This is a genomic window from Bradyrhizobium sp. LLZ17 (assembly GCF_041200145.1).
Classification (GTDB): Bacteria; Pseudomonadota; Alphaproteobacteria; order Rhizobiales; family Xanthobacteraceae; genus Bradyrhizobium.
In genome coordinates this window covers 6580891-6600926 of record NZ_CP165734.1, presented here as the reverse complement: position 1 = coordinate 6600926, position 20036 = coordinate 6580891, and the positions used below count along the sequence as shown (strand labels likewise).

Sequence of the window (20036 nt, the reverse complement as noted above, 5' to 3'; positions counted from 1 at the left end):
CGCGACGAGCTATTTCGGCCTGACGGAGGGGTCGCCGCCTGGGCTGCCGGGGGGTGGGATGACCGGCATGGTGCCACCCGTGCTGGGCGCGGGGGCGTGCATTTCGGGGTCGATGCCGGCGGGCGGACAAAGCACGCCCTCGGATTTCGCCAGCTTGTCGCCGAGCGGTTCCCGGGACTGGCCGGTCGTCTTGCCGTCTGGTGTGGCGGCGCCGCGCGCCCGGTCTGCGGGCGAGCAGTCGGTGGCGTGCTGCGGGGACGGCGGCGCGGTCTGTTGCGGCGGCGTCGCCGGGGCGGGCGGGGCCTGCGCGATCGCTGCGCCGGAGGCTGCCATCACGAGACCCGCAAAGATGATGTTCGATGTGGTGCGCATGAAGGCAAACGCGCGGGTCGGGCCCGATGTTCCCGGCCAAAACGCGATGTGATCGCGCTAGATGGTGACCGGTTCAGGACTCCATTGCCGCCACGAGGTCGGTGCACCTCGCCCGCTTGCGGGAGAGGTCGGCGCGTCTCGGGCGATGCGAAGCATCGTCCCGCGCGCCGGGTGAGGGTTCTTTCCATTCGCGAGATATCGCTGGTCGAGAGAGCCCTCTCCCCTACCCTCTCCCGCAGGCGGGAGAGGGAGCGCGCTGCCGGCTGAGCGGCGCGCCGGGCTCATCCCGATCACGATTTGACGTAGCGGATCAGCGAAAAGTGTCCCATCGGCGGCATCGGGCGGCGCTCGGCCAGGGTGACACCGCCGTGCTTCGCGGCCCAATCGACCAGGCGCTGCCACGGGAATTCCGGGCGCCAGCCGAGACGGCGGGCGAGCGGCGCAAAGGCCAGCTCGGAGAGTTTGCGAAATCCGTTCTCGGCGCCGATGTGGTTGACGAGGATCAGCTCGCCGCCTCGCTTGAGGACGCGCACGAACTCGTCGAGCGTGCCTTCGGGATCGGGCACGGCGGTGATGACATATTGCGCGACCACCGCATCGAAAAAGTTTCCCGGGAAGGCGAGGTTCTTCGCGTCCATCACCGAGAGCACGTCGACATTGGACAGCCGCATCGCGCGCACGCGCGCCTGCGCCTTGCGCAGCATCGGCTCGGAAATGTCGACGCCGCAGATTCTGGTGGTGCGCGCATAGTCGGAGAGCGAAAGCCCGGTGCCGACGCCGACGTCGAGAATGCGACCGCCGATGCGGTCGGCCTCGGCGATGGTCGACTGCCTTCCGGCGTCGAACACCTTGCCGAACACGAGATCGTAGACCGGCGCCCAGCGGCCATAGGCCTTCTCGACCCCGGCCCGCGAGATATCTGCTGCCATGCCTCGTGTCCTGCCCCAGGAAAATTCTTTAGCTGATGATGATTATTGGTGGAATCAAATCCAGCCCCGCGTGCAGTCTGAGCCTCTCCCGCTTGCGGGAGAGGTCGGCACGCAGTGCCGGGTGAGGGTTCTTTCCTCCCGCGAAATATCGCAGCTGGAGAGAGCCCTCTCCCCTACCCTCTCCCGCAAGCGGGAGAGGGGGCGCAGTTTTTCCGTAGCTACAGTCGGGCTGAATTTCATCGCACCTAGCCGCGCACGGCTTCGGGCAGCGACCGCGCTGCGTTGCTCGCGACCTTCGCCGCCGCGCTCTGGATGAAGCCGCCGCCTAGCACGCGCGCCTGCCCTGACGGGGCGTCGTAGAACACGCAGGCCTGGCCCGGCGAAACGCCCTCTTCGCCGGCAACGAGCTCGACCTCGTAATGGCCGCCAGCGCCGCGCAGCCACGCCGGCTGGGGGCTGCGGGTCGAGCGCACGCGCACGAACATTTCGAGGCCATTGCCGATGGCGCGGTCAATATCGCCGTCGCCGATCCAGTTGACGTCGCGCAAGCTGATGCGGTGCATCTTCAAGGCCTCGCGCGGGCCGACGACCACACGGCGGTTCGCCGCTTCGAGCCGCACCACGAACAGCGGCGCGGCTGCCGCGATGCCGAGGCCACGGCGCTGGCCGATCGTGAAATTGGCGATGCCGTGATGCTGGCCGAGCACGCGGCCGTCGAGATCGACGATGTCACCGGGGTCCATCGCGTTCGGCCGCAGCCGCGTGATGATGTCGGTGTAGCGGCCTGTCGGCACGAAGCAGATGTCCTGGCTGTCGTGCTTGTCGGCGACGGACAGGCCAAAGCGGCGGGCGAGCTCGCGGGTCTCGGGCTTGGTCATGTCACCGAGCGGAAAGCGTAGATAATCGAGCTGCTCCTGCGTCGTCGCGAACAGGAAGTAGCTCTGGTCGCGATCAGCATCGGCGGCGCAGACCAGCGCGCGCGAGCCGTCGGCGCGACGGCGCGAGGCGACATAATGGCCGGTGGCGAGCGCGGTGGCCCCGAGCTCGCGGGCGGTCTTCAAGAGGTCGCGAAACTTGACCGAGCGGTTGCACTCGATGCACGGCACCGGGGTCTCGCCGAGCGCGTAAGAGTCAGCGAAATTGTCGATGACGGACTCGCGAAAGCGGTCCTCGTAATCGAGCACGTAATGGGGAATGCCGAGCTTGGCGGCGACGTCGCGGGCGTCGTGGATGTCCTGGCCGGCGCAGCAGGCGCCCTTGCGATGGGTCGCCGCGCCATGATCATAGAGCTGGAGCGTGATGCCGACGACGTCGTAACCCTCCGCCTTCAACAGCGCAGCCGTCGTCGACAGATCGACGCCGCCCGACATGGCGACGACGACCCTGGTGTCCTGCGGACGGCCTTCGAGATCCAGACTGTTGAGCATGGGTTCCTGATGCCTTGAGCCGGGACATCGGCGGTCCCCGGGAACTTCGGTTCCCCCGGGGGCTGATGTGCCCGGTCGAAAGCGGCTGAGAGCACCCTTTAATATAGGCGGCCTTTCGGTGAAGCAATCGCGCGGGCCGAAAGCTTTACGGCAATTCTTGCCGGGGCGGCAGAAATGGCGGGGTCGCGGGACCCTCGCGGCGCCAGACCAGATTCGTCAATAGATTGATTTTACTGGATAAAATCGCGTCCAGCGCGGCTGGCCCGCTCCTTGCTCACCTCCTGGTCCGAAGATGGTTTCAAGGGGTCGCCTGTGGTTGGTGTCACGTCAGATGTAGCAGCGAGCGCGCAGGTTTCGAGCGCACAGCAGAAGCCTGCCCGCCCGCAGAGCTCGAAGGACACCTCCGGCAGCAACTCCTTCGGTGCGCTGGTCGACAGCAATACGCAGGCGATCAGCAACAGCGCGTCGTCCTCGACCCAGGACACCACGCCGCGGCGCAGTGATTCGTCCTCGTCCTCATCATCGTCCTCCTCGTCCGATCGGAGCACGCGCGACACGTCCTCGCCCGATCAGTCTTCGCAAAGCCAGCCGAGCGACAGCAGCAATTCCGCGACGCCAGCCAGCACCGACACCAGCACAGATCCGGCCAAGGCGAGCGGCAAGACCAAGGACACGTCCGAAGCCTCCGGCGCCAAGTCGGGCGACAAAGCCGACACCTCCAAGACCGACAAGAGCGACAAGGCTGGCAAGACCGACGGCACCGACGGCCTTGCCGCCGCTGTCGACGCCTCGGCCAATGCCCAGACCGCGGCAATGCAAGCCGCTGTGCCCGATCCGAACGCGATCGTCGTCGCCGTGCCCGTTGTCCCAGTCGATCCCAACGCGGCTGCGACCCAGGCCGCCAACACCGCCGCTTCGCCGCTGACCATCGCCGCCGCCGGCATCGCCGCCAGCGCCTCGACCGCGGCGCAGATCACCGGCGCCAAGACCGATACCGCCACGCCTGGCGACAAGAGCGCCAAGACCGCTGGCGCCAAGGTCGACGCCAAAACCTCGGCGACGATCGCGGATGCCGCCACTGGCACAGCCGACGGCACCGCGACCGATGCCAAGACGAACGGAGTACTGGTCGCCGCGATCGATCAGGGCACGCCGAAGACCTCGTTCAAGGCCGCCGCGACGGGGCAGTCGCAGACCGACATCTCCAATATCGGCCAGGATGCGGGCAAGACCGCAACGAGCGCCGCCACGCAGAATCCCGCGACGGCCGCGACGATAAACGCCGCCGCGCATCCGCAGAACGCAAAGCCGCAGGCTGACGCGACCTCGACCGATGCGAAGGCCGGCGCCGCCGACCGCATCCCCGATGCCACGCCAGCTGCGCCGACCGCGCACGCCCATGCCGACACGCAAGCCGTTGCCGCGACGACGGACACGGGCGCCCAGGCCGCCAATGCCGTGCAGGCGCCGCTGACCACGACGACCTCGGTCGCGACCGCCTCCACCGCAACGCTGACCGCGAGCGCGGCCACATCCACCGCCGTGCCGATCAGCGGCGTGCCGATCGAGATCGCCGCCGCCGCACGCGCCGGAAAAACCCGCTTCGACATCAGCCTCGATCCGGTCGATCTCGGCCGCATCGACGTCCGCATCAATGTCGACCGGAACGGCCAGGTCACCTCGCACCTCACCGTCGAAAAGCCGGAGACGCTGTCGCTGTTGAGACAGGACGCGCCGCAGTTGCAGCGCGCGCTCGACGATGCCGGCCTCAAGACCGGCAGCAACGGACTCTCCTTCAGCCTGCGCGACCAGAATTCGTCGGGGCAGAACTCCGGCCAGAACAACGACAATAACGGCAACGCCCGCCGGCTGATCATCAGCGACGAAGACGCAAGCACTGCTGCGCCCATCAGCCGCAGCTACGGCCGCATGCTCGGATCGAGCAGCGGCGTCGACATCAGAGTGTGAGGAGTATTCGCAAATGACCACCACGAATTCCGCCACCGCACCTGCCGTCGTCTCCGGCACGACACCGACATCGTCCTCGTCGTCCTCGTCGAACCCGACCCTGGGCTCGACCACCGGCGCGACGCTCGCCGGCAACTTCCAGACCTTCCTGACGCTGCTGACGACGCAGCTTCAGAACCAGAACCCGCTCGATCCGCTGGACACCAACCAGTTCACTCAGCAGCTGGTGCAGTTCGCCGGTGTCGAGCAGCAGCTCAAGACCAACGACTCGCTGTCCCAACTCGTCACCCTGCAACAGACCACGCAGGCGACCCAGGCGCTGGACTTCGTCGGCAAGACCGCCGTCGTCGACGGCACCACCGCGACGATGACGAGTTCGTCGGCAACCTGGCATCTCAACGTGCCGACCGATGCGACCGTGGATGTTTCCATCGCCAATTCCAGCGGCCAGACCGTGTTCACGGGCAAATACACCGCCGGCGCCGCCAGCGACGTTCCCTTCACCTGGAATGGCCAGGGCAATGACGGCACGCAGTGGCCGGACGGCAAATACACCATCACCGCAACGGGCAAGGATGTCTCGGGCAATAGCGTCGGCATCGCGGCCCAGGTGCAGGGCACGGTGTCGTCCGTCGACCTGACCCAATCGCCGCCGCTGCTCACGATCGACGGCAACAGCTACACCCTGAGCCAGGTGAAGAGCATCGTCGCCACCAGCAGCAGCACCGGCAGCTGAGGCTCGCCCCCATGCCACACATGCAGCGTCGTCCCGGCGGAGGCCGGGACCCATACCGCGAGATCTTTCGATGAAACGCAGGTAGCAGTAGCGCGAAAGACTTCCCAACTACGAGTCTTCGCCAAACGACTCCTGTGGTTATGGGGCCCGGCCTTCGCCGGAACGACGGTTGGGGCATCGCAGCGTCGCGCTCAGGCTCCGTTCGTTAGTAAAGTCTTTACGAACACCCCGCTCAGCCGGCTGAAACACGTGTTCAGCCCGCCGGGCCGGTCGCGTTCCAGCCAGTTTCAACGAGAATTGTATTGAAGCCTTAGGCTTAGCGGATTTTTAAGCCGCGATGCGTACGGTTGTGGCGTGAGTTCAGTGGTTGAGAGTTTGTGAGTACACCATGACAGAACCCCATCGCCCGAGGGTAAAATACGTCATCGGGCCGGACGGCAGTCCGCTGACGATTGCAGATCTGCCCGCACCCGGCACCAAACGCTGGGTCATCCGCCGCAAGGCCGAAGTCGTCGCCGCCGTTCGTGGCGGACTCCTCTCGCTCGAGGAGGCCTGCAGCCGTTACACCCTGACGGTCGACGAATTTCTCTCCTGGCAGTTTTCCATCGACCAGCACGGTCTGGCGGGCCTTCGCACCACCCGCATCCAGCAATATCGCCAGTAAGCGATCCGGAAATCTGTGGCTTTTGACGAAAATCGGTCTCGCTATGCGAGGCCGATTTTTTTCATGACGCTACTTTTGTCCGAGCTCTTAACCTTCGTTAACCATATCGAAACCATCACCTAGGCAATAATTGCCCAGTCGGCCTTTCCAGGGAAAGCAGCCGAATCTGTTGGGGCGGTTGCTTGCAAGGTCTTGGGGACTTTCTGAAGGGTATCGGCGCCGCCCGCTTCGGGGCGATGATCGCGGTCACCGCCGCGCTCATCGGCTTCTTTGCCTTCGTCATCATGCGCGTCACCACGCCGCAGATGACGACGCTCTTCACCGATCTCAGCGTCGAAGATTCTTCCGGCATTATCAAGGACTTGGAGCGCCAAGGCATCCAGTACGAGCTGCGCAATGAAGGCAGCGTCATCATGGTGCCGAAGGACAAGGTCACGCGTCTGCGGATGAAGCTCGCCGAAGGCGGCCTGCCCAAGGGCGGCGGGGTCGGCTACGAGGTGTTCGACAAGTCGGACGCGCTCGGCACCACCAGCTTCGTCCAGAACATCAATCATCTGCGCGCGCTCGAAGGCGAGCTTTCCCGCACCATCCGCGCCATCGACCGCATCCAGGCCGCGCGCGTCCACCTGGTGCTGCCCGAGCGCCCGCTGTTCTCGCGCGAGGCGCCGGAGCCGTCGGCCTCGATCGTGGTCCGGGTCCGCGGCTCGCTGGAAGCCCAGCAGATCCGCGCCATCCGCCATCTCGTCGCCTCCGCCGTCAACGGCTTGAAGCCGCAGCGGGTCTCGATCGTCGACGAAGCCGGCAATTTGCTCGCCGACGGCGCAGCGACGGATCCGGAGCAGGCCGTCGGCGACGAGCGTCGCACCGCCTACGAGAAGCGGATGCGCAAGCAGGTCGAGGACATCGTCTCCTCCGTGGTCGGCTCGGGCCGCGCCCGCGTCCAGCTCTCCGCCGATTTCGACTTCAACAAGGTCACTCAGACCTCGGACAAGTTCGATCCCGAGGGCCGCGTGCTGCGCTCGAGCCAGACCCGCGAAGAGCAGAGCATGACCGCCGACAACAACGGCCAGGTCACGGTCAACAACGAGCTGCCCGGCAACCAGCAGAACAGCGGCGTCGCGGCCAAGGACCAGAGCAAGAAGAGCGAGGAGACCAACAATTACGAGATCTCCCACACCACCAAGACCGAAGTGACCGAGGCCGGCCGCGTCAACCGCATCTCCGTCGCGGTCCTGGTCGACGGCATCTACTCCAAGAACGAGAAGGGCGATCTGGCCTATCAGGACCGCACCAAGGAGCAGCTCGAACAGATCGCCACTCTGGTTCGCTCGGCGATCGGCTTCGACCAGAAGCGCGGCGACCAGGTCGAGGTCGTCAATCTGCGCTTTGCCGAGGCGCCCTCCACCGCCCCGATCGCGGAGCCGACCGGCTTGCTCGGCATGCTCCAGTTCACCAAGGACGACCTGATGTACTTCGTCGAGCTCGGCGTGATGATGCTGCTCGGCCTGGTCGTGCTGTTCATGGTGATCCGGCCGCTGGTCAAGCGGATCCTGGCCTCCGAGGAGGTCGCCGCCGCCATCTCCGGCGCCCTCACCGGCCCCGCCGCCTCGGACGAGGCTGCGCCGGCGGGCCAGGCGCTGCTGCCGAGCGGCACCGCAAGCGCGATCGACGTCGCCACCGTCCAGGGCCAGGTCCACGCCCAGTCCGTTCACCGTGTCGGCGAGCTCGCCGAGCGCAACCCCAACGAAACCGTCGCCATCATCCGTCAATGGCTGACCGAACCCGCGAAATGATTCGAGAAGTGAACTGACATGGCCGGCACTTTGCAAAACGCCAACTCGAACGACATCACCAGCGTGATATCCACGCTCGGCCAGCGTGCCGTCGGCCGCGCGGGCGCCAAGGTCGAAGTGGTGCCGGGGCCGAAGCGCGCCGCGATCCTGATGCTGGCGCTCGGCGAGCAATATGGCGGCAAGATCTGGGGACTGCTCGACGACGACGAGGTGCGGCAGCTCTCGCTGGAAATGTCGACGCTCGGCACCGTCGAGGTCGACACCGTCGAAGACATGCTGCTCGAATTCGTCTCGCGCATGTCGGCCTCCGGCGCGCTGATGGGCAATTTCGACGCCACCGAGCGGCTTCTCCAGCAATATCTGGCGCCCGAACGCGTCAACGGCATCATGGACGAGATCCGCGGCCCGGCCGGGCGCAACATGTGGGAGAAACTTTCCAACGTGCAGGAAGAGGTCCTCGCCAACTACCTCAAGAACGAATATCCGCAGACCATCGCGGTGGTGCTGTCGAAGCTGAAGCCGGAGCACGCCGCGCGCGTGCTGGGCATCTTCCCCGAGGATCTCGCGCTCGACGTCGTCAACCGCATGCTGAAGATGGAGGCGGTCCAGAAGGAAGTGATCGAGAGCGTCGAGAAGACGCTCCGCACCGAATTCATGTCCAACCTGTCGCAGACCCGCCGCCGCGACGCCCACGAGGTCATGGCCGAAATCTTCAACAATTTCGACCGGCAGACCGAAACTCGCTTCATCACCTCGCTGGAAGAGGACAACCGCGATCGGCCGAGCGCATCAAGGCGCTGATGTTCACCTTCGACGACCTCGTGAAGCTCGATTCCGGCTCGGCCCAGACACTGATGCGCAACGTCGACAAGGACAAGCTCGGCGTGGCGCTGAAGAGCGCCAACGAGGACGTCCGCAACTTCTTCTTCGGCAACATGTCGTCGCGCGCGGCCAAGATGCTCCAGGACGACATGGCGGCAATGGGCCCGGTGCGCCTGCGCGACGTCGACGAGGCGCAGGCGCTGCTCGTCAACCTCGCCAAAGACCTCGCCGCCAAGGGCGAGATCATGCTGACCAAGAATCGCGCCGACGACGAACTGGTGTATTGATGGGCGCACCCGCAAAATTCCTGTTCGATAACGACTTCGCCGCGCCCGACCGGACGCGCGAGAAGGTCGCGACTGCGGCCGAGATCGCCCAGAAGCTCGCGGAAGCCGAGGCGCGCGCCTATCAGGACGGATTTGCCGCGGGTCAGCGCGAAGCCAAGGCGGAGAGCGACCGCCGCGTGGCGCTCGCCGTCGAAGAGATCAGCGTCTCGATCCGGGGCATTGCTTCGGGCATCGGCAATATCGAGAGCAAGATGGAGACCGAGGCGGTCGACGTCGCCCTCGCCGTGGCGCGCAAGCTGTGCGCCGATCTGATCGCAGCCGAGCCGCTTGGCGAGATCATGGCACTGGTCAAGGACTGCTTCTCGCATCTGGTCGCGACGCCGCATCTCGTCGTCCGCATTAACGACGCGCTCTACGACAGCGCGCGCGAGAAGATCGAGCGCCTCGCCAAGCAGAGCGGCTTCGAAGGTCGGCTGGTGATCCTGGCCGAGCCCGAGATAGCGACCGGCGACTGCCGGATCGAATGGGCCGATGGCGGCGTCGTGCTGGAGCGCGGCGCCATCGTGGCCAAGGTGGACGAGCTGGTCGGACGCTATATCGCGTCCCGCAGGGGGAATTAAGCCATGAGCGACACCGACGGACAGGTCCCGCTGCCCGATCTCAACGGCCCGATGCCGCCGACCGGCAACGACGTCAGCTACAACGAGGAGGAATATGCCTCGCGCGTCGCCGCCGACCTCGAAGCCGTGTTCGACGTGCCGGTGCAGGTCTCGGCCGTGCTCGGCCGCTCGAAGATGGACGTCGGCGAACTGCTGAAGCTCGGACCCGGCACCGTGCTCGAGCTCGACCGGCGCGTCGGCGAGGCCATCGACATCTACGTCAACAACAAGCTCGTCGCCCGCGGCGAGGTGGTGCTGGTCGAGGACAAGCTCGGCGTGACCATGACGGAAATCATCAGGACAGAACGCGGGTAATAGTTTTGAGCATGATCTTTTCGGAAAACCGCTACGCACTTTTCCGGATCATGCTCGCGCCAACACAGGACATGACGCGCGGCAGCGCGAACAGACGGACAGGAGACTGATATGCGGCTTCTCATCGTTGGCACGTTAAAAGGCCAACTCACCACCGCCACCAAGATCGCGATGGAGAACGGCGCCACCGTGACCCACGCCGAGGATCACGACCAGGCGATGCGCGTACTGCGCGGCGGCAAGGGCGCCGACCTCCTGCTGGTCGACGTCGCTCTCGACATCCGCGACCTCGTGATGCGGCTCGAGGCCGAGCACATCCACGCTCCGATCGTCGCCTGCGGCATCACCAACGACGCCCGCGCCGCGGTTGCCGCGATCCACGCCGGCGCCAAGGAATACATCCCGCTGCCGCCCGATCCGGAGCTGATCGCGGCGGTGCTAGCTGCGGTCGCCAATGATTCCCGCGAGCTGATCTATCGCGACGACGCGATGGCGAAGGTCGTCAAGCTCGCTCAGCAGATCGCAGGTTCCGACGCCTCGGTGATGATCACAGGCGAATCCGGCACCGGCAAGGAAGTGCTGGCGCGCTACGTCCATACCCGCTCGGCCCGCGCCAAACGCCCGTTCATCTCGATCAACTGCGCCGCGATCCCCGAGCACCTCCTGGAGTCGGAGCTGTTCGGCCATGAGAAGGGCGCGTTCACCGGCGCCATCGCCCGCCGCATTGGAAAGTTCGAGGAAGCGACTGGCGGCACGCTGCTGCTCGACGAAATCTCCGAAATGGACGTCCGCCTGCAATCGAAACTGCTGCGCGCGATCCAGGAGCGCGTGATCGACCGCGTCGGCGGCACCAAGCCTGTCCCAATCGACATTCGCATCATCGCGACCTCGAACCGCAATCTGGGCGACGCTGTGCGCGAAGGCAGCTTCCGCGAGGATCTGCTGTTCCGCCTCAACGTCGTGAACCTCAAGATCCCGCCGCTGCGCGAGCGTCCCGCCGATATTCTGGAGCTCGCCCAGCACTTCGTGAAGAAATACGCCGACGCCAACGGCGTGCCGGTACGCCCGGTCTCGGCGGAAGCACGCCGCGTGCTCTCCACCAACCGCTGGCAAGGCAACGTCCGCGAGCTCGAAAACACCATGCACCGCTCCGTGCTGATGGCGCAGGGCGACGAGATCGGACCCGACGCCATCCTCACGCCGGACGGTGATCGCCTCGACCTCGCCAGGACGGTACCGGCGGTGGCGCATGCCACGATGGCCGCCGAGCAGGTGACGCGGGCTCTGGTCGGACGCACCGTGGCGGATGTCGAACGCGACCTGATCCTGGAGACGCTGAAGCATTGCCTCGGCAACCGGACCCACGCCGCCAACATTCTGGGAATTTCGATCCGCACCTTGCGCAACAAGCTCAACGAATATTCCGACGGCGGCATCCCGATCACCCCCGCCGGCACGCCGGGTGAGTATCCGCGGATGCCGATGGTGGGGGCGTAGGCCTCACCGCAAAATCGAGAGACGTGCAATGCCCGGGTTGAGTCCCGAGCATTTTTGTTTGAATGCGGCTACCAACATCGTCATTGCGAGCGCAGCGAAGCAATCCAGAATTCATCCGCGGTGACAGACTGGATTGCTTCGCTACGCCGCTACGCTCGCAATGACGGGGCTGAGAGCGCTTCTCGCATGACGGGACCGCGCCAGCCGACTAGGCCATGGCCACGGCAGGCCCTATAACCCGCACTGAGAACCACGCGAGGGAAAGCATGTCTGAAGCTCAAATCATCGATTGGCTGGCGTCGCAGCGGCAGGCGATGATCGATCTGTTGTGCGACGTCGTGAACATCGATTCCGGGTCCTATGACAAGGAAGGCGTCGATGCGGTCGGCGCGCGATTCGAGCGGCATTTTGCCGAGCACGGCATTCCCTGCCGGCGCGAAAGCCACGGCAGCTTTGGCGATGCGCTCCATGCCGAGGTCGCAAAGCCCGGCAGCAACGAGAAGCCGGTGCTGTTGATGGGACATCGCGACACCGTGTTCGGCGAGGGCGAGGCCGGACGGCGCCCGTTCACGATAAGAGACAATCGCGCCTATGGACCCGGCGTCGCCGACATGAAGGCCGGCCTCGTCATGAACGTGTTCGTGGCCACCGCCTTCCACAAATTCGGCGGCAATCCGCATCCGATCAAGCTGCTGATCACCTCGGATGAGGAGATTGCCTCGCCCTCGTCGCGACCGGTGATCGAGCGTGAGGGGCGCTCTGCGCGCGCCGTGTTCAATTCCGAGCCGGGCCGCCCGACCGGCAACGTCGTCACCAGCCGCAAGGGCGGCATCTTCATGCATTTCGCCATCACCGGCAAAGCCGCGCATTCCGGCGCCAATTTCGCCGCAGGTGTCAGCGCGATCGGCGAGCTCGCGCACAAGATCATCCAGATCCACGCACTGACCGATCTCACCAAGGGTATCACGCTCAATGTCGGGCTCGTTGCGGGCGGCCAGTCGGTCAACACGACGGCGCCTTACGCCGAAGGCCAGATCGATATGCGCTATGTCGACCCGGCCGACCGCGCCACGGTGATGGCTGAGATCGAAAGGATCATCGCCACGCCTTGTGTACCCGGCACCAGTGCCGTGCTGACGATCAAGGGCGAGTTCGCGCCAGTCGTGCAGAGCGAGGGCTCGAAGGCGCTGTTCGAACGCTATCAGGCGGCCGCAAAGCAGGCCGGCCTCACCACGCTCCAGGGCGAGTTCTCCGGCGGCTGCGCCGATTCCGGCTTCACCGCCGCGGTCGGCACGCCGACCATCTGCGGCGTCGGACCGGTCGGCGGTCTCGCGCATACGCCGGAGGAATATCTCGAGCTCGACAGCATCGTGCCGCGCGCGCAGGCCTTGGCGCTGGCGATTTTGCGGGGGTAAGCACAGGTGCCGTAGGGTGGGCAAAGCAAAGCGTGCCCACCAATTCTTGCTCAACTGCAGAGAGATGGTGGGCACGGCGCAAGGGCGCCTTTGCCCACCCTTGTATTAGCGCGCCGGATTATAATGGCCTCGTTCCGTGAGGAATGGCCCAGCCCGGGTGGCCGCCCGAGCTGGGCCGCCGATCGATCGGATCGATGCCCACCGAAGCCTTGAGGGCTGCGTTTCGTAGCAAGATCGCGGTCGGCACTTCATCGGGACCCGCATGGTTGAACGAACTTCAGGTTCGCATAACAAGGGAGGGTCGAGGAAGATGGCCAAGCGTATCATGATCTGTGCCGGGATCGATACCGGCAAACATAAGCTCGACGTGGCGGTCGACGGCAGCTCGGAACAGTTGCGGGTCGACAACACGATGGAAGGCCACCAGGCTTTGGTAGAGTGGCTGAAGCGCATCAAGGTCAAGAGGGTTGGGATCGAGGCCAGTGGAGGCTACGAGCAGGCGGTCGTCGCCGAGCTGCGGCGCAAGCGGTTCGTCGTCGTCTTGTTTCAGCCGAAGCAGGTCCGTGCTTTTGCCACGTTCCATCAGCTGCTGGCCAAGAACGACAAGATCGACGCGGCGCTGATCGCGATGTGCACTGCTGCGATCAAGACCATCCATCCCGCTCCGGATCCGCGGCTGCAGCCCCTTGCCGAGCATCTGACGATGATCGACCAGATCACGGAAGACATCGCAAGGCTCAAGAACCGGCTCGAGAGTTGCCGCGACAAGCGGATTCAAGGGGTTTGGAAGGCGCAGATCGCGCTCCTGGCCAAGTCCAAACGAGCCGAGCTCAAGGCGCTGCTGGCGGCGATCCGCAAGCACCCTGATCTTGCCGCACGGCTCGATCTGATCCACAGCGTCGGCGGCTGCGGCCTGCCGACCGCGATTGCCGTCCTGATCCGGATGCCTGAGATTGGCAACATCACGCGCGGGCCTGCCGCAGCTCTCGGCGGGCTGGCACCTTACGACGACGACAGCGGCAATCGCGCCGGTGCCCGTCACATCGAAGGTGGCCGCGAACGCCTGCGCCGGGCGCTCTACAACGCGGCTCTTGCGGCATCCTTCCGCTGGAATCCGCAGCTCAAGGCTTTGTACAGCCGTCTGATCGCCGCCGGCAAATGCCACAAATGCGCGCTCATCGCCTGCGCCAGGAAATTGCTGGTCACGATCAACGCCGTCGTCGCCCGCGGAACTCCCTGGGTCGCCGAGGCGCCTCAACTCGCCAAGCTGCCCGCCGTCTGACCGCGTTTCTTTGTTCGATCAGGCGACCGTTTCTTCGTCCCGACCTGCCGCCACAACGACGCCGCGCGCCGCGGTCGTCAAGGCTGGCCGTCGCTCAAATCTCTCCTCACATCCGCTGCTGCCAGGCCACGCCTTGACGGCCGCAAGCGCGGCGTCATGCTCGCGGAAATCGGACGCCAACCTAATGGTTGCTACGAGACCTTCCGAGTTCTAAGAATAACTCGGCGCGTCGGGCTTGCGGAAGATGTGGATGGGATCGCCGGGGATGATCGGCTGGCCGCGAAACATTGCATAGGCGTAGAGCGCGAGATAGGCGATCGCGAGCGCGCCGATGGCGTAGAAGGCCCAGGTCGCGACGCGTTTCATCATGGCGCTCCATTGCCGTCCCGGCCTGAGAAGGCTCAGGCAGCGCTTCTAGAGCGATGACGGGGAAAAGGCCAGCCTGTGCAGCTTTCGACGGCAGCGATCAAACGCCGCGCAGGCTGCGTGCGGGAACGCTGACGTCTGCGAGCTTGGCGGCATCCTCGTCCTGGTCAACCGCCACATATTGCCCATGCCAATAGGCCAGCGCGGCGGTCCGGGTCGAACTCCTGATGTCCCTGACACGGCCGATGACGATGGCGTGCGAGTGCCGCTCGACGATCTCCTCGACCTCGCAATCGACGGCCGACAATGCGCCGACCAGCAGCGGAACGCCCGAGACTGAAGTCACCCACTGGGCGCCGGCAAAGCGATCGACGCCCTTCAGTCCGCCCTTGCCGGCAAAGCGTTCGGCGATGTCGAGCTGATCGGCGTTGAGGATGTTCACGCCGAAGGCGCCATAGCGCCTGATCAGCGGGAAAGAGGAGGCATCGCGGTTGACGCTGACCAGCAGTGTCGGCGGATCAACCGACAGCGACGTGACCGACGTGACCGTCATGCCGGTGATGTCCTTGCCCCGCCCGGCGGTGATGACGCTGACGCCACCGGTCAGGTGGCGCATGGCGCCGCGGAAATCGGCAGACGAGACGAGGGTGTCGGTCATGATATTGCGGGGGACTACATTCATTTCATGCTCCCCGAAGCGGGGTTCCTCTCTATCTAGGTACGATCGTCCGCCAACAAAAGGTGGCTCAGGATCGAGCCTTCAAGGCTTGCGAGTTCGATCGAGCCGCGCTCGCGCGGCCGGGCGGTGTTAACCAAGAGATCATGGGCAATGCGGCCCTCGTCGATCACCAGCACGCGGTCGGCCAGCGCGACCGCCTCGGAAACGTCGTGGGTCACCAGGATCGCGGTAAAACCCTGGTCGCGCCAGACCCGCTCCAGCAGGCGCTGCATCGAGATTCGAGTCAGCGCGTCCAGCGCGCCGAGCGGCTCGTCGAAGGCAAGCACGCGCGGATGGGAGACCAGGGCGCGGGCGAGCGCAACGCGCTGCTTCTGGCCGCCCGACAGCACCGATGGCCACTGCTCGCGCTTGTCCGTGAGCCCGACCTCGGCCAGCGCCTTCTCGGCACGAGCGTGCGCGTCGCTCGATGAGCGGTTGCGGCCGAGGCCGACCTCGACATTGGACAGCACGCGCGCCCAGGGCAGCAGCCGCGGCTCCTGAAACATCACGCGGATGTCCTCGGGCTGGATCGCCGCATCACCAAAGCTGATGCTGCCGGCGTCGATCTTTTCGAGGCCTGCGATCAGGCGCAGCAGCGTGCTCTTGCCGCAACCGCTCTTGCCCACGATGGCGACGAACTGGCCGGCGGGAATGTGCAAATCGATGCCGCGCAGCACCTCGTTGTCGCCGAATGACTTGCGCAGGCCCCGGATGCTGAGCGGCAGGCCGGTGCTCCGCATCTGGCGCTCTTGCCGCTGCTCGCGCACCGCACGGGTCTGCGGGGCGAAGCTGGCGTGCTCGGTTTCGGGAAGGGTCGTCCGAAGGACTGTCTGCATGTGATTCCCAGTATTTCTGCTCAACGTTTCTGGAATGCGGGGTGCCAGGAGAGCGTCAGGCGCTCCAGCACACGGGAGGCGCTGTCGGCGAGCTTGCCGAGCAGGGCGTAGATCAGGATCGAGAGCACGACGACGTCGATCAGCATGAACTCGCGCGCCTGCATCGCCATGTAGCCGAGGCCGGAGGAGGCCGCGATGGTCTCGGCGACAATCAGTGTGAGCCACATGATGCCGAGCGCAAAACGGATGCCGACGAAGATCGAAGGCAGCGCGCCCGGGAAGATCACCCGGCGAAACAGCTCGCCGTCGCTCATGCCGTAGATGCGGCCCATCTCGATCAGCTGCGGGTCGACGGTGCGGATGCCGTGCAGGGTGTTGAGGTAGATCGGGAAGAACACCCCGAGCGCCACCAGGAACAGCTTTGCGCTCTCATCGATGCCGAACCAGAGGATGACCAGCGGGATCAAGGCCAGATGCGGCACGTTGCGCACCATCTGGAGCGTGGTGTCGGTGAGCTTGGCCGAGAGCTGGGAGAGACCATTCGCAAGCCCGAATGCGAAGCCGATGTTGCCGCCGATCAGGAACCCGATCGAGGCGCGCCAGAACGAGACCCAGATGTTGCGGATCAGTTCGCCGGAGAGCAGCAGCTTCCAGCCGGCGAGCGCGACGTCGCTCGGCGCTGGCAGCACGCGGGTCGGCACCAAGCCGGCGACGCAGGCCACCTGCCAGGCCGCGACGATGGCGAGCGGCACGATCCACTGGATCAGGCCGTCGACGCGCGGCAGGCGGAAGCTGCGCGGAAGGGAAAGACTGTCGATCAGGCTCATGATTGCGACACCTTGTGCTGCGGACGGAAGTCGCTGCCGACGGTTTCGCCAAAGGGACCGCCGTTGAAGTGCAGCTTCGTCACGTTGCTCGGCTGCTCCAGCGAGAGCAGCGGGAACACCAGCTCGGCGAAGCGATAGGCTTCCTCGAGATGCGGATAGCCCGACATGATGAAGGTATCGATGCCGATGTCCTGATACTCCTTGATGCGCGCGGCGACGGTTTGGGCATCGCCGACCAGCGCCGTGCCGGCACCGCCGCGCACCAGGCCGACACCGGCCCAGAGGTTCGGCGCGATCTCGAGCTTGTCGCGCTTGCCGCCGTGGAGCTGCGCCATGCGCTGCTGGCCGACCGAGTCCATGCGCGCAAAGTTCTTCTGGGCCGTGGCAATGGTCTCGTCGCTGACATGCCTGATCAGCTCGTTGGCGGCGCGCCAGGCTTGTTCGCTGGTCTCGCGCACGATCACATGGAGCCGGATGCCGAACGAGAGCTTTCGGCCGCGTGCGCTCGCGACTTCCCTCACCTTCGCGATCTTCTCGGCAACCAGAGCCGGCGGCTCGCCCCAGGTGAGATATTTGTCGACCGTATCGACGGCGACGTCGATGCCGGCATCCGACGAGCCGCCGAAATACAGCGGCGGCCGCAGCGACTGCACCGGCGGAAACAGCAGCTTGCCGTCCTCGATGCGGATGTGCTTGCCCGCGACGTTCACCGTCTTGCCGGCGAGCAGGTCGTTATAGACGTTGAGGAACTCGCGGGTGACCTCGTAGCGCTCGTCATGGCCAAGGAAGATGCCGTCGCCCTTGTTCTCGACGGGATCGCCGCCGGTGACGACGTTGACCAGCAGCCGGCCGGCTGTGATGCGATCGAGCGTCGCGGTCATGCGCGCGGCAACGGTCGGCGATTGCAGGCCGGGGCGCACGGCCACCAGATAGCGCAGCCGCTCGGTAAAGGGCGCGACGCTGGAGGCGACGATCCAGGAATCCTCGCAAGAGCGCCCGGTGGGCAGCAGCACGCCGTAATAGCCGAGCTGATCGGCGGCTTGCGCAATCTGGCGCAGATAGTTGAAGCTGACCTCGCGGCCGCCGATGCCGGTGCCGAGATAGCGGCCGTCACCGTGCGTCGGCAGGAACCAGAGGATATTGGCGTTGGCTTGCTTGCTGATGGTCCTGCTCATGATCCTGGCCTCCGCGCCACGTCGGAAATCTTGATGGATTTGGGAATCAGGTTGAGCGCGAAGAATGCGTCCGCAACCTGCTGCTGATCGGCGATCACGGCATCGGTCAGCGGCTTGATGCCGTAGGCCTGCCGCTTCAGAGCGACCTCGACGACGGGAACCGACAATCCAATCGCCGGCGCCAGCTGCTCGGCCACCGCATGGATGTCGCCCTTGGCCCAATCATCGACCGAGCTCAGCTCGGCGAGCACGGCATCGACGATCTCAGGATGGGCTTCGAGGAATTTCTTCGAGGAGAAATAGAACTGGTAGTTGGCGACGATGTTGGTGCCGTCAGCGAGCGTGCGCGCACCGGTGGCGGCTTCTGCCGCCGCTTGGAACGGATCCCAGATCACCCAGGCATCGACCGCGCCGCGCTCGAAGGCGGCGCGCGCGTCGGCCGGCGCCAGAAACATCGGCTCGATCTCCGAATATTTGACGCCCGCCTTCTCCAGTGCCTTGACCAGAAGATAGTGAACGTTGGACCCTTTGTTCAGCGCGACCTTCTTGCCCTTGAGATCGGCGACCGACTTCAACGGGCTGTCCTTCGGCACCAGGATCGCCTCGCCCTTCGGCGCCGGCGGCTCATAGGCGACATACTGGATCGGCGCGCCGGCAGCCTGCGCGAAGATCGGCGGGGCTTCGCCGGTATTGCCGAAATCGATCGCGCCGACATTGAGCGCTTCGAGCAGCGGCGGGCCTGAGGGAAATTCGGTCCACACCACCTTGTAGCCGCTCGCTGCAAGCTTCGGCTCCAGCGTGCCCTTGCTCTTGAGCAGCACCAGCTTGCCGTATTTCTGATAGCCGATGCGGACGACCTTGTCCTGTCCGTAGGACGTGCCGACCGCAGCGGCGACGATGCCGATCGACAGCACGATGGCCGCGATCAGACGTTGAACAATGCGCCTCATGTTCAAACCTTTTGATGGGGGAGATTGGTCGGCACGTTCATGTGGCCGTGCTGCGCCAGACGATGTCGCGAATGACGATCGGCCTCGGGATCAGGCCGAGCTTGTAGAACCGGTCGGCGACGCCCTGCTGGGTCGCAACGATGTCGTCGGTGACGGGCCCGACCGCGAAGGCCGACCGGTTGGCGGCAATGGTCTGGATGTCGAGCGGAATGCCGGTCACCGTTGCCAGCGATTTCGCGACTTGGTCGCGGTGCTGCTCGGCCCAATTTGCGGTCGCGGTGGTGACGTCGACGATCTGTTGCAGGAGGGGCCCGTGACTCCTCGCGAACTCGCGGTTGGCAATGTAGAAGGAATTGGACTTGGTGACCTCGCTCGCGTTGATCAGGATACGGCCATTCTGTTTGGCCTCGCCGATCGCGAAATACGGATCCCAGATCGCCCACGCCTCGATGCTGCCATTGGCGAACGCTGGGCCGGCGTCCGGCGGCGTCAGATAGACCGGCGTGATGTCGGCATAGGTGAGGCCGGCTTTCTCCAGTGTCTGCACCACGATGTTGTGGGCACTGGAACCCTTGGTGAAGCCGACGCGCTTGCCTTTCAGATCAGCAATCGCGTGAATCGGCGAGTCCTTCGGCACCAGAATGCCAGCGCCGTTGGTGATGGGCTGGCCTGCGGCATAGACGATCGCAGCACCCGCAGCTTGCGCGAACACCGGCGGGGAATCGCCGACCGCGCCGTAGTCGACGCTGCCGACGTTCATCGCCTCCATCATCGGCGGGCCCGAGGAGAACTCGACCCACTTCACCTCGATGCCTTGCGGGGCGAAATGTTTTTCCAACGCGGCCTGCTGGCGCGTGATAACCGGCACACCGTTCTTCTGGTAGCCGATACGAATTTCCTTCACGCCCGCTTGCGCGTTCGCGCGCGTCGCAAACGTAGCTGCGGCCGCTGTTCCAACGGATAGCTTGAGAAAGTCCCGACGCTGCATCCAACACTCC

The 20036-nt window shown here is 65.1% G+C and carries 19 protein-coding genes and 1 pseudogene; 10 read left to right on the top strand and 10 right to left on the bottom strand.

The annotated features are described in order from the left end of the window. Positions 1 to 9: 9 nt before the first annotated feature. The 3 genes from AB8Z38_RS31700 to mnmA all read right to left on the bottom strand — a co-directional run bounded on the left by AB8Z38_RS31700 (position 10) and on the right by mnmA (position 2728). A complete protein-coding gene (locus AB8Z38_RS31700) occupies positions 10 to 372 on the bottom strand; it encodes a hypothetical protein (RefSeq protein WP_369721527.1) in 363 nt (120 codons plus the stop codon). Between the two features lie 290 nt (positions 373 to 662). Next, complete coding sequence (locus AB8Z38_RS31695; protein WP_369721526.1) at positions 663 to 1301, bottom strand: class I SAM-dependent methyltransferase; 639 nt, start codon at positions 1299 to 1301, stop codon at positions 663 to 665. A gap of 245 nt (positions 1302 to 1546) precedes the next feature. After that, positions 1547 to 2728 (bottom strand): tRNA 2-thiouridine(34) synthase MnmA, encoded by a 1182-nt coding sequence (gene mnmA / locus AB8Z38_RS31690; protein ID WP_369721525.1) that lies wholly within the window; start codon positions 2726 to 2728, stop codon positions 1547 to 1549. 312 nt (positions 2729 to 3040) lie between these two features. On the opposite strand from mnmA, the gene AB8Z38_RS31685 reads away from it, so the two are divergent. The 10 genes and pseudogenes from AB8Z38_RS31685 (at position 3041) to AB8Z38_RS31640 (ending at position 14166) form a co-directional block, all read left to right on the top strand. After that, on the top strand, positions 3041 to 4696 hold the full coding sequence (locus tag AB8Z38_RS31685) for a flagellar hook-length control protein FliK (RefSeq protein ID WP_369721524.1): 1656 nt from the start codon (positions 3041 to 3043) through the stop codon (positions 4694 to 4696). 13 nt (positions 4697 to 4709) lie between these two features. Beyond that, the gene (locus AB8Z38_RS31680; RefSeq protein WP_369721523.1) at positions 4710 to 5432 is read left to right on the top strand and encodes a flagellar hook assembly protein FlgD; all 723 of its coding nucleotides are present in this window, start codon (positions 4710 to 4712) and stop codon (positions 5430 to 5432) included. A 388-nt stretch (positions 5433 to 5820) separates the two neighbouring features. After that, positions 5821 to 6096 (top strand): DUF1153 domain-containing protein, encoded by a 276-nt coding sequence (locus AB8Z38_RS31675; protein WP_002714638.1) that lies wholly within the window; start codon positions 5821 to 5823, stop codon positions 6094 to 6096. A gap of 182 nt (positions 6097 to 6278) precedes the next feature. Beyond that, on the top strand, positions 6279 to 7889 hold the full coding sequence (gene fliF, locus AB8Z38_RS31670) for a flagellar basal-body MS-ring/collar protein FliF (RefSeq protein WP_369721522.1): 1611 nt from the start codon (positions 6279 to 6281) through the stop codon (positions 7887 to 7889). Positions 7890 to 7907: 18 nt separating this feature from the next. Beyond that, a pseudogene (fliG, locus tag AB8Z38_RS31665) lies at positions 7908 to 8998 on the top strand (flagellar motor switch protein FliG). Further along, positions 8998 to 9618: a FliH/SctL family protein gene (locus AB8Z38_RS31660; protein WP_369721521.1), complete on the top strand. Its 621-nt coding sequence runs from the start codon at positions 8998 to 9000 to the stop codon at positions 9616 to 9618. Before fliG ends, AB8Z38_RS31660 begins: the two are co-directional and overlap by 1 nt. Before the next feature lie 3 nt (positions 9619 to 9621). Beyond that, positions 9622 to 9972, top strand: a complete 351-nt coding sequence (fliN, locus tag AB8Z38_RS31655) for a flagellar motor switch protein FliN (RefSeq protein WP_369721520.1) — start codon at positions 9622 to 9624, stop codon at positions 9970 to 9972. A 111-nt stretch (positions 9973 to 10083) separates the two neighbouring features. After that, positions 10084 to 11469 (top strand): sigma-54 interaction domain-containing protein, encoded by a 1386-nt coding sequence (locus tag AB8Z38_RS31650; RefSeq protein WP_369721519.1) that lies wholly within the window; start codon positions 10084 to 10086, stop codon positions 11467 to 11469. Between the two features lie 266 nt (positions 11470 to 11735). After that, positions 11736 to 12884, top strand: a complete 1149-nt coding sequence (locus AB8Z38_RS31645) for a M20 family metallopeptidase (RefSeq protein ID WP_369721518.1) — start codon at positions 11736 to 11738, stop codon at positions 12882 to 12884. Between the two features lie 310 nt (positions 12885 to 13194). Then, a complete protein-coding gene (locus tag AB8Z38_RS31640; protein ID WP_369720550.1) occupies positions 13195 to 14166 on the top strand; it encodes an IS110 family transposase in 972 nt (323 codons plus the stop codon). Between the two features lie 210 nt (positions 14167 to 14376). Here the strand turns inward: AB8Z38_RS31640 and AB8Z38_RS31635 are convergent, their stop codons facing one another. The 7 genes from AB8Z38_RS31635 to AB8Z38_RS31605 form a co-directional block, all read right to left on the bottom strand. Then, positions 14377 to 14532 carry a hypothetical protein gene (locus AB8Z38_RS31635; RefSeq protein WP_369721517.1) on the bottom strand — a complete coding sequence of 52 codons (156 nt, stop codon included), beginning with the start codon at positions 14530 to 14532 and terminating at the stop codon, positions 14377 to 14379. Between the two features lie 100 nt (positions 14533 to 14632). Continuing rightward, positions 14633 to 15214: a flavin reductase family protein gene (locus AB8Z38_RS31630; protein ID WP_369721516.1), complete on the bottom strand. Its 582-nt coding sequence runs from the start codon at positions 15212 to 15214 to the stop codon at positions 14633 to 14635. A 32-nt stretch (positions 15215 to 15246) separates the two neighbouring features. Next, on the bottom strand, positions 15247 to 15990 hold the full coding sequence (locus AB8Z38_RS31625) for an ATP-binding cassette domain-containing protein (RefSeq protein ID WP_369726655.1): 744 nt from the start codon (positions 15988 to 15990) through the stop codon (positions 15247 to 15249). Positions 15991 to 16106: 116 nt separating this feature from the next. Next, the gene (locus AB8Z38_RS31620) at positions 16107 to 16913 is read right to left on the bottom strand and encodes an ABC transporter permease subunit (protein WP_369721515.1); all 807 of its coding nucleotides are present in this window, start codon (positions 16911 to 16913) and stop codon (positions 16107 to 16109) included. Beyond that, complete coding sequence (ssuD, locus tag AB8Z38_RS31615; RefSeq protein ID WP_369721514.1) at positions 16910 to 18088, bottom strand: FMNH2-dependent alkanesulfonate monooxygenase; 1179 nt, start codon at positions 18086 to 18088, stop codon at positions 16910 to 16912. The genes AB8Z38_RS31620 and ssuD overlap by 4 nt, the downstream gene beginning before the upstream one ends. Further along, the gene (locus AB8Z38_RS31610) at positions 18085 to 19038 is read right to left on the bottom strand and encodes a sulfonate ABC transporter substrate-binding protein (protein WP_369721513.1); all 954 of its coding nucleotides are present in this window, start codon (positions 19036 to 19038) and stop codon (positions 18085 to 18087) included. The genes ssuD and AB8Z38_RS31610 overlap by 4 nt, the downstream gene beginning before the upstream one ends. Before the next feature lie 37 nt (positions 19039 to 19075). After that, positions 19076 to 20026 (bottom strand): sulfonate ABC transporter substrate-binding protein, encoded by a 951-nt coding sequence (locus AB8Z38_RS31605; protein ID WP_369721512.1) that lies wholly within the window; start codon positions 20024 to 20026, stop codon positions 19076 to 19078. Positions 20027 to 20036 lie beyond the last annotated feature (10 nt).

What these genes read in the sequence shown, in the direction of transcription:
- AB8Z38_RS31700 (WP_369721527.1), bottom strand. Translation starts at nt 372, where the DNA reads ATGCGCACCACATCGAACATCATCTTTGCGGGTCTCGTGATGGCAGCC.
- AB8Z38_RS31695 (WP_369721526.1), bottom strand. Translation starts at nt 1,301, where the DNA reads ATGGCAGCAGATATCTCGCGGGCCGGGGTCGAGAAGGCCTATGGCCGC.
- mnmA (WP_369721525.1), bottom strand. Translation starts at nt 2,728, where the DNA reads ATGCTCAACAGTCTGGATCTCGAAGGCCGTCCGCAGGACACCAGGGTC.
- AB8Z38_RS31680 (WP_369721523.1), top strand. Translation starts at nt 4,710, where the DNA reads ATGACCACCACGAATTCCGCCACCGCACCTGCCGTCGTCTCCGGCACG.
- AB8Z38_RS31675 (WP_002714638.1), top strand. Translation starts at nt 5,821, where the DNA reads ATGACAGAACCCCATCGCCCGAGGGTAAAATACGTCATCGGGCCGGAC.
- AB8Z38_RS31660 (WP_369721521.1), top strand. Translation starts at nt 8,998, where the DNA reads ATGGGCGCACCCGCAAAATTCCTGTTCGATAACGACTTCGCCGCGCCC.
- fliN (WP_369721520.1), top strand. Translation starts at nt 9,622, where the DNA reads ATGAGCGACACCGACGGACAGGTCCCGCTGCCCGATCTCAACGGCCCG.
- AB8Z38_RS31650 (WP_369721519.1), top strand. Translation starts at nt 10,084, where the DNA reads ATGCGGCTTCTCATCGTTGGCACGTTAAAAGGCCAACTCACCACCGCC.
- AB8Z38_RS31645 (WP_369721518.1), top strand. Translation starts at nt 11,736, where the DNA reads ATGTCTGAAGCTCAAATCATCGATTGGCTGGCGTCGCAGCGGCAGGCG.
- AB8Z38_RS31640 (WP_369720550.1), top strand. Translation starts at nt 13,195, where the DNA reads ATGGCCAAGCGTATCATGATCTGTGCCGGGATCGATACCGGCAAACAT.
- AB8Z38_RS31635 (WP_369721517.1), bottom strand. Translation starts at nt 14,532, where the DNA reads ATGAAACGCGTCGCGACCTGGGCCTTCTACGCCATCGGCGCGCTCGCG.
- AB8Z38_RS31630 (WP_369721516.1), bottom strand. Translation starts at nt 15,214, where the DNA reads ATGAATGTAGTCCCCCGCAATATCATGACCGACACCCTCGTCTCGTCT.
- AB8Z38_RS31625 (WP_369726655.1), bottom strand. Translation starts at nt 15,990, where the DNA reads ATGCGGAGCACCGGCCTGCCGCTCAGCATCCGGGGCCTGCGCAAGTCA.
- AB8Z38_RS31620 (WP_369721515.1), bottom strand. Translation starts at nt 16,913, where the DNA reads ATGAGCCTGATCGACAGTCTTTCCCTTCCGCGCAGCTTCCGCCTGCCG.
- ssuD (WP_369721514.1), bottom strand. Translation starts at nt 18,088, where the DNA reads ATGAGCAGGACCATCAGCAAGCAAGCCAACGCCAATATCCTCTGGTTC.
- AB8Z38_RS31610 (WP_369721513.1), bottom strand. Translation starts at nt 19,038, where the DNA reads ATGAGGCGCATTGTTCAACGTCTGATCGCGGCCATCGTGCTGTCGATC.
- AB8Z38_RS31605 (WP_369721512.1), bottom strand. Translation starts at nt 20,026, where the DNA reads ATGCAGCGTCGGGACTTTCTCAAGCTATCCGTTGGAACAGCGGCCGCA.